Below are 18,354 nucleotides of genomic sequence, written 5' to 3'. Positions count from 1 at the left end.
AAGGGCGCGCGTTGAATTTCGAAGTCTGGCCAGAAGCGATAGAGCTGGGTCATATGTTCGCGGATGAAGGCTATGAGCTGGCTCTCGTGGGAGGTCCGGTACGTGACCTGCTGTTGCATCGCAAATCCCACGACCTTGATTTCTGCTCGTCGGCCAGGCCTGAGCAGTTTGAACATATCCTGCGGGCATGGGGACACGACGGTTTCTGGGATATGGGCCGCAAATTCGGCACGCTCGGCGCCATGCGCCGCCGGCCTGACGGCACGCCGGTACAGGTCGAGGTGACCACGTACCGAAGCGACACGTATGATCCGGATTCGCGCAAACCGGAAGTCAATTACGGCGATTCGCTGGAAGGGGATCTGTCGCGGCGCGATTTCACGGTGAACGCCATGGCGTTGCGCGTACCGGATCTGGAGTTCGTCGATCCGTTCGGCGGCGCGAACGACTTGGCCAAGGGCGTGTTGCGCACGCCCGTCGATCCGCGTCAATCCTTTGATGACGATCCGTTGCGCATGATGCGCGCGATTCGTTTCGTCGCCCAGCTGGGATTTAGCATCGAGCCGGAGACCGCGCAGGCGATCACCGAAATGACCGAGCGTATCCGCATCGTCTCCGCCGAGCGCGTACGCGACGAACTGGTCAAAATGCTGCTGTCGACCCGGCCGCGCGCCGGAGTGGAGGCGCTGGTGGAATCCGGGCTCGCCGATATCGTGCTGCCGGAGATTCCCGCGTTGAAGCTGGAAATCGACGAACATCACCGGCATAAGGATGTTTTTGAGCACACGATGATCGTACTCGACCGTGCGGTTGCGCTGGAAACTGGCCCGGATGGCCCGGTCCCGGCCCCCGACCTCGAGTTGCGGCTCGCAGCGCTGCTGCATGACATCGGCAAGCCGGCGACCCGTAAGTTCGAAGACCACGGCAAGGTCAGCTTCCATCATCATGACGCCGTCGGCGCAAAATTGACGCGCAAACGCCTGCGCGCCCTGCATTTCGATCATCACATCGTCCAAGATGTGAGCGAACTGGTGAACATGCATCTGCGTTTCCATGGGTACGTCGACGAACCGTGGACCGATTCCGCGGTCCGCCGCTACGTGCGTGACGCCGGGCCGCTTTATGAGCGTCTCAACCGTTTGACCCGCGCTGACGCGACCACGCAGAACAAGCGCAAGGCCCAGATGTTCTCCGACGCCATGGACGAAATGGAACAGCGGGTCCGCGACCTCAAACAGCGTGAGGACATCGAGGCGATTCGCCCTGAGCTTGACGGCAACGAAATCATGCAGCTGCTGGGTCTCGAGCCCGGGCCCCAAGTGGGCGTCGCCTACCAGCACATGCTGGAATACCGGTTGGATAACGGTCCGGTCGGTCATGAAGCGGCGGTCGAAGAACTCAAACGTTGGGCCGCCGCGCAGAACGCTTGAGGTGATGTGAGAACGGGCGTGGCAACGCCGGAAAGAATGCGTGTCATCATGTGTGATGCCGTGTCATGCTGTGACACGCCGTGTTATTCCCCAGCATGACACGCCCGGGCCTTTTCCCGTACCTGGACTTTCTCCGTGCCCAGATCTATTTCCGCAAATTGGTTACGCTGAGCGCATCCCCATCGTAACCAATTTGTGAAAGTGAGGGAGTGGAGAAAGCGGGTGCCGACTGGTGTGTGTGGTCAGTGTATGCGTCAGTTCACTGCGTCATGGGCTAGGGCCTTGGGCAGATTCGTCATCTTGCTGCTATCGAGGCAGCCGCTGACATCGGTGATTTTCGCGCCCTTGCCCAGCACCTTCGACTTGGTTTTGAGATTGTCGAAGGTGGCGCCGAGCACCACGTCGATGAGCTTGTCCTGACGGTCGTCCATCTTCATAACTGCATCGGTGAAGTTGTCGTTGAGCGTGTACGCTTCGTTGATGGTGTTCTTGCCGTAATAGATGATGGTCCGCTTGACGTCGGTCTTCTGGTAGTTCGATACGTTCTCCACGGTGAATCCGCGATTGGTGAGTGCTTCGCCGACAGCGCGCGCGAACCCCGAATGCTGTGTGCCGTTGAGCACGCGGACGTGGACGGTCGAGTTGTCAACGTATTTCGCTGTTCCTGATGAATCCGGCACGGCGCAGGCGGCGGAGACGCCATAATTCGGCAGCGTCTCGGCGGTTGACACCGAGCCCAGACCGAATACATGGAACGAGAACAGCAGGGCGATGATCAACGCAATCACCATGCCCATGATGGTGAAAGTAAACACCGCGGTCTGACGGTGGCGCACATAGGCTTTGCGCGCCGCGCGTTCATCATAGATTCCGGTCATAGCATCCTCTTCGTTCCTGTATCCATCCCACTCTACCGGCAATCGCTGACTCCACGGACGACATGGATCCGCGGCACGGCCGGTGCCTGTGCTTCGATGATTCGATCGACGGCATTGCCTGCACGCCACGACTCGGCGACTGCCGACAGCGCGCGGGAATTCGGCACGAAAGCGACGACGGAAGGTCCTGAACCGGATACGAATGCATGGGTCGCTCCGGCTGCGATCGCCAAGTCAATTGCCGTGCCGCTGCGTGGATGAAGCTGCACCGCAGCATACTGCAAATCGTTGGCCGGCTTGACGTCGCCGGTATTGTGCCGCCCGTCGCCGATACGGTCGAACTCGGCATACACACGGGGTGTGCTGAGCTGCGAATCGTACGCACCGACGAGCACCAAACCCGCGAATCCTTGATTGCGCAGCTGCATCGCGGATTCGCTGTCCGGCGGTATCGAGGTGATGCGCTCGCCGAATCCGGTACCGTGCGCATATCCGCCGGTCAGGCAGAACGGCATGTCGGCGCCCAGTGTTGCTGCGACCTGCTGTAAGTGGCCGATCGGCCAATGCAGATCCCACAGCGTGTCGAGCGCCAGCAGGGTCGCCGCGGCGTCCGCCGAGCCTCCGGCCAAACCGGCCGCGACGGGGATGCGCTTGACGATATGCACGTCGACATCGGGGTGATGTCCGCTCACCTGCGCCAACGCGTTGACCGCGCGCACGGCATGGTTGTGGCTGTTGTCGCCGTTGCCTGCGAGGTCGGCAAGGTCAGCAAGATGCTCCCCGTCCATCGACAGCCGTACACCGCCGCCGGGTTGCGTGGGGGACACGGTGACCGTGTCGTAGACGCCGAGCGCGCAGTAGATGGTGTCAAGCTCGTGCCGTCCGCCCCAATCCGCATGTTTCGCGCCCACATGCAGGGTGATATTGGTCTTCGCAGGGCAATCCACGCTCACCTTCATGCTGATGCCCGCTCTCCGACGGTGCTGGTGTGCGCGGTGCGCGCGACCGTAAGGCGTGTGAATTCTTCAATGGTCAAGGTCTCGCCGCGGCGGGTCGGATCGATGCCGGATGCTGTGAAGGCCTCCGGGGAAACCATGTGTTTGAGGGCGGCGTGCAAGGTCTTGCGCCGCTGCCCGAAGGCGGCATCGACCAGTGCGAAGACATCGTCGCGTGCGACCCCCAGGCTGGAGGCCTCCGGCAGCTGCCCACCGGGGTATCGCGTGAAGGTCACCAGCGCGGAATCGACGTTCGGAGCCGGCCAGAACACGTTGCGGCCAATCATCGCCGAACGCTGTGCGATGCCGTACCATGCGAGTTTGACGCTGGGGGTGCCGTAAATCTTGCTTCCCGGCTTTGCGGCGAGCCGGTCGGCGACCTCTTTTTGCACCATGACCGTGAATCGGTCCAGTTGCGGGAAGCGTTCAAGCAGAGTCAGGATGATCGGCGTGGCCACGTTGTATGGGAGGTTCGCGACCAGCGTGATGTGCGGGGCTGTTGACAGCTCAGGCGTGTCCTCGGGGGTGATGGTCAGCGCGTCGTGGTTGATTACATGCAATCGGTCCGCGGCTTGCGGCATGAACTCCATGACGGTGTTGGGAAGGCGTTGTGCGAGGGGTGGGTCGATTTCAATCGCAGTAACATCGGTTCCGGCTTCCAGCAGCGCCAATGTGAGCGATCCGAGCCCCGGACCGACCTCCAACACGGTGTCGCCGGCCGAAACGCCGGATTCGTGGACGATTTTTCGAACGGTGCCCGGGTCGATGACGAAATTCTGCCCGAATTTCTTGGTCGGGTGGATGCCCGCCTCGGCGGCGATACGGCGGATATCCGCGGCTCCGAGCAGGTGCCCGGCATGTTCCGGGGCGTTGTTCTTCCGATTGTCCGCCGTCTGCGGGGGTGTTGTGGTGTCCATTCGTGCTTCTTGTCGAGTTCGGTTGCGTGGTGGTCGGTGGAGGGAATCGATCAGTACCAGTTGAAATCTTTCCAATGCTGCCAGGCGACGGAGGGTTTGCCGTAACGGATGGTGATGTAATACAGGCCCCAGTCGATCTGGACCGCGCCGTCATCCTTCCAGTTTGCCCCGAATTGAGCCATTTTGCTGCCCGGCAGGGATTGGGGGATGCCGTAGGCGCCCGATGTGGGGTTGCCGGCGGACCAGCGCCAACCGGATTCCTTGGTCCACAGGTTCACCAGGCTTGTCCACTCGTCGCCGGTCCAACCGCGTTGTGCAGCGGCGCCGGCGGCATAGGTCTGGGCTTGCTGGACGGTCGGGTGCCACAGTCTGGAGCCGGCCGCCGAAGAGCTGCCGCTGCCGGACGAGCTGCCGCTGGATGATCCGCCGGTCGATGCGGTGCTGCTTGGGCTGGGGCTTGGTTTGGACGTCGCGTTCTGGCTTGGGGACGGCTTCGGTGTTGTTGTGGGCTTCGACGGGCTTGGTGACGCCGTGGCCGTTTTTGATGGTGCCGGTTTCGGGGAAGCGCTGGCGGATGGTGACGAGGAAGACGATGGCGACGGGGACGATGATGAGGAGGAATCTGAATCGTCGGAGTCCGTGTCGCCTTGCGCTGCCGACCCGCTATTGGAGCTGTTGGAACTGTCAGAGCTGCCAGAATCGTTTGAATCGCTGGACTGCTCCGGTCCTACGGCGATGATCTGCATGACCGGAACCGCCGTGGTCTGCGACGAGGTCAATGTCTCACTTTCCTTGGCGCCATCCACATACGTGACGTCATACGTGTCAACTTTGGCGCCGTTCTGTCCAGCCTGTTGGATGACGGTCTGCCCAGGCTGCAGGCTGTTGTCGACGACCGTTTGCGTGTCGAAGGGAATGGTTTCCGTGCGGGTCTCGGTCTGATGCTTGACGCGTTGCACGCGCAGGATGGTCGTCCCGTTGTCCCGCTCGACGCTCACGCGGTCTTCCTTGCCGAGCGTGATGCCTTTGGAATCAAGGATTGACGCAGCCGTCAGTTTGCCGTTCGGCGCGATGGACGTGGTGCCGTCCGCTATGACGGTGACCGGGCCGGCCTCGTTGATGACCAGGCCGCCAGTGAGCTGGTTGTAGACGTTCTTGATGTCGACGGTCACTTTCGAAGCGGCCTGTTCGTTCTGCTCGAAGAAGCCGAGCAGCTGGTCCATGCTTGTGGCGACTGTCCAGAACGGAACCTCGGTGCCGTCGATGTTGATGGTCGTCTCGTATGCCGAGCGGATGGTGACCACATCATGGTCTTTGAGCGCGCCTTTCGAGGTGGACTCGATGATGTCATGGGATTTGATGGTGATGCCGCGTTCGCTGAGCAAGCGATCCACCGAGGAGGCATACGTGGTGATTGTCGTGGTCTGTCCGTTGATGGAGAGGGCGACGGTTTTTCTCGCGCCGACAGTGAATGTGCACACTGAGGCGAGTACGACCGCGATCGAGCAGCATGCCACTCTGATGCGACGCAGTATCACCGTGCGTTGTGGAGTCCAACGACGCGCCATGCCATCACCTTCCGAAATCGTAGAACGGGTTGCCTGTCTGGCAGAGCCTCTGGCTTGCATTGTAGCGACTTGCCTGGGCGCGGCGGGGTATTCGGCGCAGCTCGCAACATTCTCCCACATTCGCAGGGTTCGCTGCCTGCGGTTGCTCGGCTGCTTGGGGGGGGGGGGGGGGTCGTGGCGGTTGTGGTGTTGGGGTGTTGGAATGCTGAAGGGTCGGTAGAAGATTGTGGTTCTGTTTCTGCCGACGCCGAGAACCCCGTCAGCGTCGGCAGAGGGTTCTGGATCGGACGCGCTGTCGGGCTTGCCTTGTCGTCGGACGAGTGTCTTGGTTCTTCGCTTCACAAACTGGTGACGTTGGGGCGGTCCTGGCGTAACGAGTTCGTGGAGAAAGGGGAGAGGGCGGAACTGGTTGATGTGCATTGCCGCACTGTCCGATGCGTATCCGGCTGTCTGATGCGGATGTTGGCCGATAATTCCATGGTCTGGCCTCACCCGAAGGCTCCCGTGGCCGGTTTCGCGGAATTCGTATGCGCTGGAAAAAACAAGTCCGCCCCACAGCGGGCGGACTTGGAAGAGAAAGGGGGGCCGAAGAGAAGGGGATGTTCCGGCCCCCCTCAAGGTGAAGCTGGTTGGGGGGACGCTCCACCTTTGTGTTGCCAAGGGTCATAGTTGGGGGGAAGGCCCTTGGCTTACTTACTCGCAGTAAGACTCAACGTGGTGCCACCATTATAGCACAACAATACTGTACCACGTTTCGAGCCTCCTGTCGGGATCGAACCGACGACCTGCCGCTTACAAGGCGGCCGCTCTGGCCATCTGAGCTAAGGAGGCGTTCGCGCGTCAGCGGCAACCGTAGTGTTGTCGCGTCCTGAGCGCACAAGGAACTAGCATACCAGTGCTGACGAACATCGACTCACCATAGGGTCGGAACCGTGTCGTGGGGGCGGTGTCAGCATCAAGGAAAGCAACGTCTGCAAATGTGAATGATATGTGAAGTTGTTGATATATTCGCTCGGGGCGAACATGGGGTGGATCCCAGAATGAACATCACAGGGGTCATCTCCGCGAATTCAGCACGAGCGTAGCGAACCGTGTTGTGTTGCAGCCCTTGCGCCGCCGTACCTGCAACCCCCGCGTCGCCAGGCATGACAAAAGCCCCGGCCATAACGACCGGGGCGTGAATCTGCGGCGCATGCAGCCGCGACGCCGATTCCGTTACTTGCCGGTGTCGATGGCCTTCGGCTTGCCAGAGCCAATCGACGGCATGACGCCACTCTTGCCGACCTGGCTTTCCTTCAGCCCGATGGAGGTGAGAATCGCGTCCTTGATCGACATATTGTACTGGCCGACCTTCACCAAATCCAGATACGTGCCGTTGATGGTGACGGTAGGCGTGGTCATGTAGCCGGCGTAATTGCCCGAGACGTTCTCAAGCTCCGGCCGCATGCTCGTGTAGGTGTCCGAAGCCTTGAGCCAGGCGGTGTAGGTATTCGAGAACGCTTTGGATGCTACTGCGGTCGAAACCCCGGCCTTCTCCGCCTGCTCCTGCAGCTTCTTGTCGCTCACCGGGACATAGGAGTCGGCTTCGTCGGGCTGGAAATCCTCGTCGTAGATATTTTCGATGTACTTGAGCAGATGCTCCGGGTTGTCGTCGTGCTCCACGATGTACACTGCGGCGTTGGCGGCGCGCGAAGAGTAGTTGTCTGAGGAGCTTGCGTCACGCGAGGTCATCAGATGGAATTCAAGATTGACCTGTCCCGCGTCGAACATCGACGCAAGAGTCGAATCAATCTGCCGGTGCATCGACCCGCAGCCCGGGCAGATCGGATCCATGTACAGCGCGATGGTGGGAGCGTCGCTAATTGTCTTGTTGTATCCGTTCTTCGAGAACAGGAATCCACCGGTGGAATTCGCCTTTGACGGCTTGGTCTTCACCGCGTTCATCGCCTTTTTCGCGGCGGCGACGGACGTGGGCGAAGCAGAGCCGGAGGATGTGGATGTCGAGGACGGATGCGTGTTGCGATAGACTGTGACGCCGATGACTGCCACCAACGCCACGACCACGAGAACCACGATTGCGCCAATCAGCGTCTGCTGTTTGCGCTCGTGTTCCGCCTGGGCGGCCTGCTCCTTCAGACGCGCTTCTTCCTCAGCCCGGCGTTCCGCACGGGTACGGCGTTTGGCGTTCCTCTTGTCGTTCTGGGGCATGATTGTCCTTTCTGGTATGCACGATTCCGCGACCGCGGCATCCATGACCGCTCACTGTTGGATAGTCTAATCGAGGACGGCGAGAACGGCCGGCAAAGTCCCGGATTCTTGCGGTTCCGGCAATCGGCACAGGCCTATCACATGTGCATGTAGCCAGTGACCATCAACGGTACCCAATTGATTGCACCAGTCATCAGCATCGCCACCACAGCGGCGACCACCAGCATCAGCCATATCACGAGCAGCGTTGTCTGTCGGCCGCCCGCGCCCTTGCGTTCCGGCGCGTCGTTTTGGCCGGTCTCGCTGTTGCCTTCAGCCGAGAGAGCGCTTCCCGTGTCGCGGGGAAGACCGCGCAATGCGCCTGAGCCCAATCGGATTGCGGTGGCCCCAGGCGCGAACACGCCGACAAGCCATCCGATGGCGGCGGCGCCTGCCAGGACGCAGCCGTTGACCGACAGCGGATGGCCGGCGAGCAACACGAACGGAACGACCCAGCCGTTGGCATGCCATGGCGCCGGGAATGTCGGCAAATGTAAGGCGAGTGTGGCGATGATGACCACCAGTGTGGCGATGATGCCGGCCAGTAGGGCGCGGGGGATGGCCAGCACCAGTCCTTTGACGATATGCCACGGCATGGTTGCCACACGCAACGCGCCGTCGCCACGCTTGCGTGTCCCGCCGCGTTTGCTTTCGCGGTCGAGCTGCGAACCGGTATTCAGACCGATAGCGATGAGCAGCCAGATCAGCACGCCGGCGAGAATCCATGCGATGAGCGGCATCGCCGCCGCGGTGATGGCGACCGGAACGGTCAGCGCAGCGAGCGGGAGCGTTCCGCGCTTGAGATACTGTGCACGCTTGATATCGGCGGGATTTGGCTGATTCTGGGTTCCTGGCACCGCCGCTTGCGTTGCCGGCAGGACCGGTTGCCCGGCCGCCTGCCCGGTTCCGGCTCCATCTTCCGGGAGAATGGACGGCGGCATCGTCCCGTTCGCGGTGTTGGCGGTATTGGTGGCGTAGGGGGCGCCGGCGGCATCGGGGGGCAGGCGCGTGGGATCGTCATACGGCATCACTGCGGTCGCGGTGATCGGAACTGGTGCGGCAACAGTAGGCTGGTCGCCGATCACCATGGTGCGATCCGAGGCGTTGGAAGAACTGGCGGTATCTGCAAATTTCGCGGAATTCATATCGGCGCGGGCATCAGCGTCGTCGTCGGCATCGGTTCCGCGGTCACCGCCGATATCAACGGATTCTGGGCCGTTTTCCTCAGGGCTGTCGTCGTCCCAGCCGTCGCCGGTATCAGCCACCCACAACGACCTCGGATTGTCGGCTTGCATGGCGGCGTCCCCGGTGCGCTCGGCATTCGCCGCATTGCCCCCGTCAAAAGGGAGCATCGCGCCCCCGTCTTCAGAGCGCTCGCTGTCGTCTGCAGGGGGAAACACAACCGTCTGCCCGTCCACCATCTGGTCTTGCGCATCATCCCAAGCGGCCGGATTCAACGCATCCGCGGCGATGGTGTGCAGCAGCTGCTTCGGCGTGCACCTGTGATCGGGGTCCGGGTCGAGAGCAGACCGGAATGCGGCGGCCGTGCGCGCAGGAAGTCCGGAAAGATTCGCGTTGCCGTGCGCCTCGCGCTCCAGCACCGCCATCATCGGCTTCGTGCCGAACACCGGCTGGCCGGTCGCAGCGAACGCCAGCACCGAGGCAGTCGACCACCAGTCCGTCGCCTCGCTTGATTCAGCGCCGTCAATGATTTCCGGGGCGATGAACCCGGGTGTGCCCATCACCAGCCCGGTCCGCGTGACATGGCTTTCCCCTTCGCCCATCGCGATGCCGAAATCCACCAGAATCGGCCCGCTCGCCGCTACCATCACATTCGTCGGCTTGATGTCGCGATGTACGATCCCCGCCGCGTGCACCGCCTCGACCGCGTCAATCAGCTTGCGTGACAGACGCTCCAGATCGTCGCCCACATACCGGCCGTTGGCGGCGACATCCTCGCGCAAATTCCTGCCCTCGATCAGCTCCGTGACAATGAACGCGACCGCATCATCCAATTCCATATCCACAATCGAGCACACGCCGGGATGTTTGATGCGCCGCAACGCCATCGCCTCGCGGCGCAGGCGCTCGCGGGCGGTCGCGTGGTCGCGGGCGGCCTGGCCGGTCGTCTCACCGTCATCAACCAGGGAATCGCGCAGGATCTTCATCGCGTATTCCTGCCCGCCGTCGTCCTTCACGCGCCAAACCGACCCCATTGCACCACTGCCGAGCCGGGAAATCAGCGTGTAGCCGCCGATTTCCTCGCCTGCTTCGAGATTCAACGCGTTCAAATCGCTCATAACCCCAATCCTAGTGATACCAAGGTGCAAGCGTGCCGGACCCGCCATGACACGTCAGCAGGTCATGCACGGGAAGCGTGCAGATTATGCACCCGAAATGACAGGATGGGGCGTAGAGACGCGACAGGACATATTTTCTGATGCAATGGCATCAAGGCATGTTGGACCGCTCCCGAAGACGGGCGACACATCGGTGTGAGGCGCGGAAGCAGCATCGACACGGCCGAGACATGCACCACAAACAAGGAGGAGACGACCATGTTACAGATCAACATGGCAGATGTTGTCGCCGTCATCAACTCGCTGGTGCCGTATCTGGTCACCGCAGGCGTGTTGCTGCTGCCGGAAAGCTTGCCGTCCAATGCACGAATGATAATCGTATGCCGTATGGATTCGACACGCATCACGTCGTTGAGGCTGAGATGCAGTTTTCGCGAGCCTGCACCGACGAGCAGCGAGTTCTCGGAACGCCGGCGGACCATCCCGATGCAGATTGTTTGCATGGAACGTCCCCTGTTTTCGGCCCGGCGCAACACGTCAAACGACACACCCCTGCCGATGTCAAATCATCGTGTATACTGGGCCATGGCTCAAAGAAGAGGACCTTCAATGGACCGGAACAAGTAAACGCCGAAGCTTGCAGTTTCCGAAGCCGGATGCTACGAGTGAACGCACCAAACCCTCTCACTACGGATCGTGAGGCACGTACCTGCCTCTGAAAGGATGAACATTATGGCAGAAGTCGTATTCGACCACGTCACGCGTATCTACCCGGGCAATGACAAGCCCTCGGTTGATGATCTCAATCTTGATATCAAGGATGGCGAGTTCCTCGTGCTCGTCGGTCCGTCTGGCTGCGGCAAGTCCACAACGCTGCGTATGCTCGCCGGCCTTGAGGAAGTCAACAAGGGTCGCATCTTCATCGGTGGCAAGGACGTCACCACCATGCAGCCGAAGGATCGCGACATCGCAATGGTGTTCCAGAACTACGCGCTGTACCCGCACATGACCGTCGCCGACAACATGGGCTTCGCCCTGAAGATCGCCGGCACCCCGAAGGAAGAGATTCGCAAGCGTGTTGAAGAAGCCGCGAAGATCCTCGACCTGACCGAGTTCCTTGACCGCAAGCCGAAGGCCCTGTCCGGTGGCCAGCGTCAGCGTGTCGCCATGGGCCGCGCCATTGTGCGTAAGCCGAAGGTCTTCCTCATGGATGAGCCGCTGTCCAACTTGGACGCGAAGCTCCGTGTGCAGACCCGTACGCAGATCGCTGCACTGCAGCGTCAGCTCGGTGTCACCACCCTGTACGTGACCCACGACCAGACCGAGGCCCTGACGATGGGCGACCGCATCGCCGTCATCAAGCTCGGCAAGCTCCAGCAGGTCGGCGCCCCGACCGAGCTGTACGATCGCCCGGCGAACGTGTTCGTGGCAGGCTTCATCGGCTCCCCGTCGATGAACCTCAACACCCACCCGGTGGTCAACGGCAAGGCGAAGATCGGCGACGATACGCTCGACCTGCCGGCCGAGGCCGTCAACAAGCTCACCCCGGAGGATGGCGGCAAGATTGTCGTCGGCTTCCGCCCGGAGGATGGCTCCCTGGCTGCGCCGGATGAACCGAACGCCTTCTCCCTCAAAGTCGTCAACGTCGAGGATCTCGGCTCCGACGGCTACATCTACGGCAACATCATCACCGATGGCTCGGTCGCCGAGACCACCACACTGATGTCCGACCAGAACAAGCTCACCACGATTCGTGTGAACCCGCGTGTGCTTCCGCGCGTCGGCGAGATCGTCAAGATCAAGATCGACCCGTCGAAGATGCACCTGTTCGCACCGTCGACCGAGCTGCGTCTGAACTAGGAACTTGGCGGGAGCAATCCCGTCAACCAGTAACGCGAGGCTTCTCTTCCTCTCTTTCGGCCTCGTTGGAAAAGCCCCGCATAGCTGCGGGGCTTTTCTGTTGGAAAGGGTAGCATGAGGAACATGGAAACGAACGACCAGTCACAGCTTGACCCGCGCGCGGTGAACGCGACATCCGTCAAGGCGGAAGACGGCAACGAGGAGTCGAAGGAACCCGAGACACTGAATATTACGGCGGCGAGCTCGAACCCGAAGATGTTCACCCTGCCGTGGAACCAGCCGTTGGCCATGTGGCCGGACGATCTGCTGGTCAACCTGCCGCGAGGCATCTCCCGGCACGTCGTCCGCTTCGTGCGCGTCGGCGATGACGTCTACGCGATGAAGGAGATCACGCGCAGCGTGGCGGAACGGGAGTATGAGCTGCTCAGGCGACTGCGCAAGCTCGATCTGCCTACGGTCACGCCGATCGCCGTCGTCACCGGGCGCCACGACAAGGACGGCAACCCGCTCGAAGCCATGCTGGTGACCGAGCATCTGAAATACTCGCTGCCGTACCGCGCGCTGTTCGCGAGGAACCTGCGCACCGACACCGCGGAACGGCTGATTGACGCCCTCGCCGTGCTTATGGTCCGGCTGCATCTGGCCGGCTTCTACTGGGGCGATGTCTCGCTGTCCAACGTGCTGTTCCTGCGTGACGCCGACGCGTACTCGGCGTTCCTTGTGGACGCCGAAACCGGCGATTTGCATGCGAATCTCACCGAAGGTCAGCGCGAATACGATATCGACCTGGCGCGCACGAATATCATCGGCGAGCTGATGGATTTGAGCTCCGGCAAGCTGCTCCCGGGCGATGTGGATGAAGTCGAAGTCGGCAACCGTCTGGTGGACCGCTACCATTCGCTGTGGAGCGCGCTCACCGACGTCGATACCTTCAATCCGGACGAAATGTGGAAGATCGAGAAACGTGTAAACAAGCTCAACGAACTCGGTTTCGATGTCGATGAGCTTGAGGTGAAAACCGCCGCCGACGGCACCCATGTGCTGGTGCGGCCGCGCGTGGTCGACGCCGGGTACGCGTCCCGCAAGCTCATGCGCCTCACCGGTCTTGACGTGCAGGAGAACCAGGCCCGTCGTCTGCTCAACGACCTTGACACGTATCGCGCGTCCACGTGGCGGCAGAACGAGGATCTTGAAGTGGTGGCGACCGACTGGATGCGCGAGGTCTACGAGCCGACCGTGCGCATGATTCCGCCGGAATACCGTTCGCAGATCGAACCGGCGCAGTTCTTCCACGAGGTGCTGGACCACCGGTGGTTCCTCGCCGAGCATGCCGGGCATGATATCCCGATGGCGGAGGCCGTGCGCAGCTATGTCAAGAACGTGCTCCCGCAGTACAAGCTGGATAAGAAGGCGATGAAGGATATCAACGCAGATGCCGATTCCGGTGTGATCGACGACGAGTTCACCTACTCCGATGATTCCGCGGCCGGTCGTGGTGCGGATCATGAGGATGACGGATATAATCCGGAGGACGACCCCGACGCCGCGGTCTGGAGTCACTGACAGGCCGACTCGTAATACAAACTGGGTACGCCGAGACTTTTCCCGGCGTACCCAGTTTGCGTATGGAGTTGTTTCTTGGCGTCTGTTTACTTGGCGGCCGCTTGCGCCTGCTGCTGAGCCGCCTCGCGACGGGCGCGCGCCACCGCGTACAGGCTGATGCCCGCGGCGACCGAAGCGTTCAACGACTCCACCTGGCTGTCGATCGGGATGCCGGCGATGGCATCGCACGATTCACGCACGAGCCGGCTGATGCCCTTGCCTTCGGAGCCGAGCACGACCACAAGCGGATCGGTCTCGAACCCGGTCTCGCCGACGAGCGCATCCCCGCCGCCGTCAAGCCCGACAACGTAGTATCCGCGCTCTTTCAGTGCCTCAATCGCCTTGGTCAGGTTCACGACGCGCGCAACCGGCAGATGGGCCGCAGCGCCGGCCGACACCTTCCAGGCCGCGGCCGTGACGGAAGCGGAACGGCGTTCCGGCAGAATCACGCCATTTGCGCCGAACGCCGCCGCGGAACGGATCACCGCGCCAAGATTCTGCGGGTCGGTCACGCCATCCAAAGCAATGAACAGCGGGCGAGCCGCAATACGCATCTGAGGGGAATCGACCTGCTCCATGGCCTTCGCGCGCTTCTCGGCCTTGTCGGCCAGATCGCGCAGCGACGCGTATTCGTAGGGCTGCACTTTGAGGATGATGCCCTGATGGTTGCCGGAATGCGCGATGTGATCCATCTCTAGGCGGTCGGCCTCCAGCAGGTGGAGTCCTTGTGCTGTGGCGATTTTGATGATCTCGCGCGTGCGGTCATCATGCTCGATATGCGAGGCGATATACAGCTGAGTGCTCGGCACGCCTACGCGCAACGCCTCGAGGACGGAGTTGCGGCCGATGACCAGATCGGCGCCGTCGGACGTGTACTTGGCGGCCCGACGCCGTGCGGCGAGACGCGGATCGGCGGCTTTGCGGCGGTCCGCAGCCTGCTTCGCCTTGTATGCCTTGTGATAGACGCGATTCTCTGCCTTCGGGGTCGGACCCTTGCCTCGAAGCGCGTTACGATGTTTTCCGCCCGAACCCTTGGTCGGGCCTTTCTTGTTAGCCATACCTCTCATTATCTCATGGCCGATGGAGCAATCGCCGGTCAGGGCGGCCTGGGCAGAGGCCGGAGTGTTGTCGGAAAATCGTGGATTTCAGCGTTTCGTGAACGCCTCGGTAGGGGGCCTCTTTGTAGAATATAAGTATTGCGCCGCAGGCAATCGCCCGGCGCCCATAACCGCGCAGCCTTGCCGTGTCGGCATCGTCAGTAGACGCAGCAGACACGAGGGTTGACTACTCCGCGGCTGACTGAGGAGACCATCATGGTTGATCACCAGCTCGATCAATCCCCATCCCATGCCCCCCAGACGCGACCAGCCGAAGCCGGTGACCTGCATGCATCCGCGATTCTTGACACCGATCCGTCGCTCACCGACGCATCGGATGTCGCCAAAGCCCTGCATGTCGATCCCGCTGTCGGGCTGAGCTCGCAGGAGGCGAAACGCCGCAAGGAAAAGTTCGGCCCGAATCAACTGGCCAGCGCACCGCCGGTGCCCAAATGGAAGAAGTTCCTCGCCCAGTTCCGCGACCCGCTGGTCTATCTGCTGCTCGTCGCGACGGCCATATCGCTGGTCGCATGGTTCATCGAACGGGCGAACGCGCAGCCCGGCTCATCCACCGAGGCGCTCCCGTTCGACGCCATCGTCATCGTGCTGATCCTCATCGTCAACGCGGTGCTCGGCTACATCCAGGAAGCAAAAGCAGAACAGGCGGTGGCGGCGCTCGCCAGTATGACCGCCCCACAGACCTCCGTGTTGCGTGACGGTCAGGTGATGCGCATCGACACGTCGGACGTCGTGCCGGGCGATATCCTCATCCTCGGCGAAGGCGATTCTGTCTCCGCTGACGGCAGACTGCTCGCCGCTGCATCCCTGCGTATCGCGGAGGCAAGCCTGACCGGCGAATCCGTGCCGGTCGCGAAGAAGCCCGAGACCCTCGACAGCGCCAAAGCGCTGGGCGACCGCATGAACATGGTGTTCAACGGCACATCCGTCACCCAAGGCACCGGGCGTGCCATTGTCACTGGCACCGGCATGGACACGCAGGTCGGCAAAATCGCCGATATGTTGTCGCGGACGGAAGACGAGCAGACCCCGCTGCAGAAGGAAATGGCACACGTTTCCAAGGTGCTGGGTATCGCCGTGTGCATCATCGCCGCGGTGGTACTCGCCGCACTCGCGATTATGGAAGGCTTCCACAGCGTCGATGACGTCATCGAATCCTTGCTGCTTGCCGTGTCGCTTGCGGTCGCCGCAGTGCCAGAAGGCCTTGCTGCAATCCTCACCGTGGTGCTGGCGCTCGGCGTCCAGCGCATGGCCAAGCATCACGCCATCGTCAAGAAGCTGTCGTCCGTCGAAACGCTCGGTTCCGCTTCGGTAATTTGCTCTGATAAGACCGGCACGCTCACCCGCAACGAGATGACCGTCGAACGGGTGGTCACGCCGAGCGGCGAAGTGCAGTTGACCGGAACCGGGTACGCTCCCGAAGGCCGGATGATCGCCGTTGGTGCCGCTGATGGCGATTTGGAAGTGCCTGCCGATATTCGTGCGGAGGTCTATGCCACGCTGGGTGCCGGTGCCATGGCGAACGACGGCGAACTGCGGGAAGGTGACAAGCCCGGCACGTGGGATATCGTGGGCGACCCGACCGAGGTGTCGTTGATCGTCGCGGCACGCAAGACCAAAACCGACCGCCGGTTCGAGAACTTCCAGCGTGTCGGTGAGGTACCGTTCACCTCGGAACGCAAGCGCATGTCCATCGTCGCCAAGGACAACGCGGACTCCGGCAAGCTCACCGTATTCGCCAAGGGCGCCCCGGACGTGCTGCTCGGCTACTGCACCCGCATCGCCGTAGGTGGCGCGGTCCGTCCGATCACCGAAGGCGACCGGCAGGAAATCCTGCACCAGGTCGAACGGCTGTCGAACGAGGCCTACCGCACACTCGGCGAGGCCTACCGCCCGCTTGACACGGCTTCCATTGCGGATGTTCCGGGCATGATTTCCAATGCGGCCGGCGAAGTGCTTGATATCGCCGACCAGAGCGATGCACTGGAACGTGACATGATTTGGACCGGTATGGTCGGTATCATCGACCCGCCGCGTACCGAAGTGCGCGACAGCGTCGCAGAAGCACACCGCGCGGGCATCCGCACGGTTATGATCACCGGCGACCATCCGCTGACTGCCGCGCGTATCGCCACCGATCTCGGCATCATCGACAACGGCGGCAAGGCCCTGACCGGCGACCAGCTCGACGCCATGGACCAGCAGGCCTTCGACAAGGCGACATCTGAAGTGTCCGTGTACGCGCGCGTCGCCCCGGAGCACAAGCTCAAGATTGTCGACTCCTTGCAGCGGCAAGGCAATATCGTGGCGATGACCGGCGACGGCGTCAACGATGCCCCTGCGGTCAAGACCGCGGATATCGGCGTGGCTATGGGCATTACCGGTACCGAAGTGACCAAAGAATCCGCCAAGATGATTCTGGCGGACGACAATTTCTCCACCATCGTGGCAGCTGTGCGTGAAGGTCGTGGCATCTTCGACAACATCCGCAAGTTCTTGCGCTACCTGCTCAGTTCGAACGTTGGTGAGGTGTTCACTGTGTTCTTCGGCGTGGTTCTTGCCGGTTTCCTCGGCATCACCCAGCCGGGTTCGGCGGGTGTCACCGTGCCGCTGCTGGCGACACAACTGCTGTGGATCAACCTGCTTACGGATGCCGCGCCGGCGCTTGCGATGGGTGTCGACCCGCAGACCGAGGACGTGATGAACCGCAAGCCGCGCAAACTCACCGACCGGGTGATTGACCGTTCCATGTGGGGTGACATCTTGTTCATCGGCGTCATCATGGCTGCGGTCACACTGATCGGCATGGATATGCATTTGTCCGGCGGCTTGTTCACCGACCGTTCCGTCAATGCCATCGGGCATGACGCGCAGATGGTGGAGGCGCGCACGATGGGCTTCACCATCCTTGTGTTCGCGCAGCTGTTCAACGCGCTCGCTTCGCGCTCGGCGCGCCAATCTGCGTTCGTCGGCCTGTTCTCCAACGGCTGGCTGTGGGGTGCAATCGCGCTGTCTGTTGTGTTGCAGCTCGCGGTGATTTATCTGCCGTTCCTCAACACGGCGTTCGGCACCACCCCGCTCAGCGGCGGCGCCTGGCTGGAATGCGCCGGATTGGCCGCCATCGTGCTGGTCGCATCCGAATTGCGCAAGCTGGTGCTTCGCGCAGTGGAACGCGGCAAGGAATCCGCGAAATGATGCGGCATCAGCCCAGACGGCCAGATGCCGGGTTCGGGTGCGAATGCCGCCAGAATGCGGCAAAGCCCTGATCAGCACTGACAGCGTCCGAGACGCGTTGTGAGGCAGGATTCGCTGATGAATGTGGGACGTCGTGCGGCAATGGCAGGTTTTTCCGGTCGCCGCACGACGTCCTCGGATATTGCCGGGTGACTCGGCGTATCTGCGCCCGGCGTCTCATATGGTGAAACGATGGTGACAGCAACCC

12 protein-coding genes and 1 tRNA gene are annotated in these 18,354 nt (G+C 61.7%); 4 read left to right on the top strand and 9 right to left on the bottom strand.

Annotated features, from left to right (window positions below):
• Positions 1–11 precede the first annotated feature (11 nt).
• The gene (locus ACZ41G_RS08140) at positions 12–1,430 is read left to right on the top strand and encodes a CCA tRNA nucleotidyltransferase (protein WP_029576267.1); all 1,419 of its coding nucleotides are present in this window, start codon (positions 12–14) and stop codon (positions 1,428–1,430) included.
• A gap of 254 nt (positions 1,431–1,684) precedes the next feature.
• Here the strand turns inward: ACZ41G_RS08140 and ACZ41G_RS08135 are convergent, their stop codons facing one another.
• From ACZ41G_RS08135 to ACZ41G_RS08100, 8 genes are all read right to left on the bottom strand, one after another.
• Positions 1,685–2,308, bottom strand: coding sequence for a LytR C-terminal domain-containing protein (locus tag ACZ41G_RS08135; RefSeq protein WP_015451348.1), 624 nt, complete (start codon positions 2,306–2,308; stop codon positions 1,685–1,687).
• A gap of 32 nt (positions 2,309–2,340) precedes the next feature.
• Positions 2,341–3,267, bottom strand: a complete 927-nt coding sequence (locus ACZ41G_RS08130) for a 4-(cytidine 5'-diphospho)-2-C-methyl-D-erythritol kinase (protein ID WP_441482257.1) — start codon at positions 3,265–3,267, stop codon at positions 2,341–2,343.
• Positions 3,264–4,220 carry a 16S rRNA (adenine(1518)-N(6)/adenine(1519)-N(6))-dimethyltransferase RsmA gene (gene rsmA, locus ACZ41G_RS08125; protein WP_464145250.1) on the bottom strand — a complete coding sequence of 319 codons (957 nt, stop codon included), beginning with the start codon at positions 4,218–4,220 and terminating at the stop codon, positions 3,264–3,266. The genes ACZ41G_RS08130 and rsmA overlap by 4 nt, the downstream gene beginning before the upstream one ends.
• 50 nt (positions 4,221–4,270) lie before the next feature.
• Complete coding sequence (locus tag ACZ41G_RS08120; protein ID WP_412171159.1) at positions 4,271–5,788, bottom strand: aggregation-promoting factor C-terminal-like domain-containing protein; 1,518 nt, start codon at positions 5,786–5,788, stop codon at positions 4,271–4,273.
• A gap of 757 nt (positions 5,789–6,545) precedes the next feature.
• Positions 6,546–6,619, bottom strand: a tRNA-Thr gene (locus ACZ41G_RS08115).
• A 384-nt stretch (positions 6,620–7,003) separates the two neighbouring features.
• A complete protein-coding gene (locus ACZ41G_RS08110) occupies positions 7,004–7,996 on the bottom strand; it encodes a DsbA family protein (protein ID WP_033506929.1) in 993 nt (330 codons plus the stop codon).
• A gap of 137 nt (positions 7,997–8,133) precedes the next feature.
• Entirely contained in the window at positions 8,134–10,335 is a 2,202-nt protein-coding gene (locus tag ACZ41G_RS08105; RefSeq protein ID WP_464145248.1) for a serine/threonine-protein kinase, read from the bottom strand.
• 62 nt (positions 10,336–10,397) lie between these two features.
• A complete protein-coding gene (locus ACZ41G_RS08100; protein WP_464145246.1) occupies positions 10,398–10,883 on the bottom strand; it encodes a hypothetical protein in 486 nt (161 codons plus the stop codon).
• Between the two features lie 184 nt (positions 10,884–11,067).
• On the opposite strand from ACZ41G_RS08100, the gene ACZ41G_RS08095 reads away from it, so the two are divergent.
• Together ACZ41G_RS08095 and ACZ41G_RS08090 are read left to right on the top strand one after the other, a co-directional pair.
• Complete coding sequence (locus ACZ41G_RS08095; RefSeq protein ID WP_015451340.1) at positions 11,068–12,195, top strand: ABC transporter ATP-binding protein; 1,128 nt, start codon at positions 11,068–11,070, stop codon at positions 12,193–12,195.
• 123 nt (positions 12,196–12,318) lie between these two features.
• Entirely contained in the window at positions 12,319–13,758 is a 1,440-nt protein-coding gene (locus ACZ41G_RS08090) for a DUF4032 domain-containing protein (protein WP_464145244.1), read from the top strand.
• Positions 13,759–13,844: 86 nt separating this feature from the next.
• Here the strand turns inward: ACZ41G_RS08090 and rlmB are convergent, their stop codons facing one another.
• Positions 13,845–14,855, bottom strand: a complete 1,011-nt coding sequence (rlmB, locus tag ACZ41G_RS08085; RefSeq protein ID WP_015451338.1) for a 23S rRNA (guanosine(2251)-2'-O)-methyltransferase RlmB — start codon at positions 14,853–14,855, stop codon at positions 13,845–13,847.
• A gap of 255 nt (positions 14,856–15,110) precedes the next feature.
• Here rlmB and ACZ41G_RS08080 point away from each other — a divergent pair, with 255 nt between their 5' ends.
• Positions 15,111–18,107, top strand: coding sequence for a cation-translocating P-type ATPase (locus ACZ41G_RS08080; protein WP_464145242.1), 2,997 nt, complete (start codon positions 15,111–15,113; stop codon positions 18,105–18,107).
• The last annotated feature ends 247 nt before the right edge of the window (positions 18,108–18,354 follow it).

Source organism: Bifidobacterium porcinum, assembly GCF_055378475.1.
The sequence above is the reverse complement of the archived record's forward strand: the minus strand, read 5'-3'. Positions and strand labels throughout refer to the sequence as shown.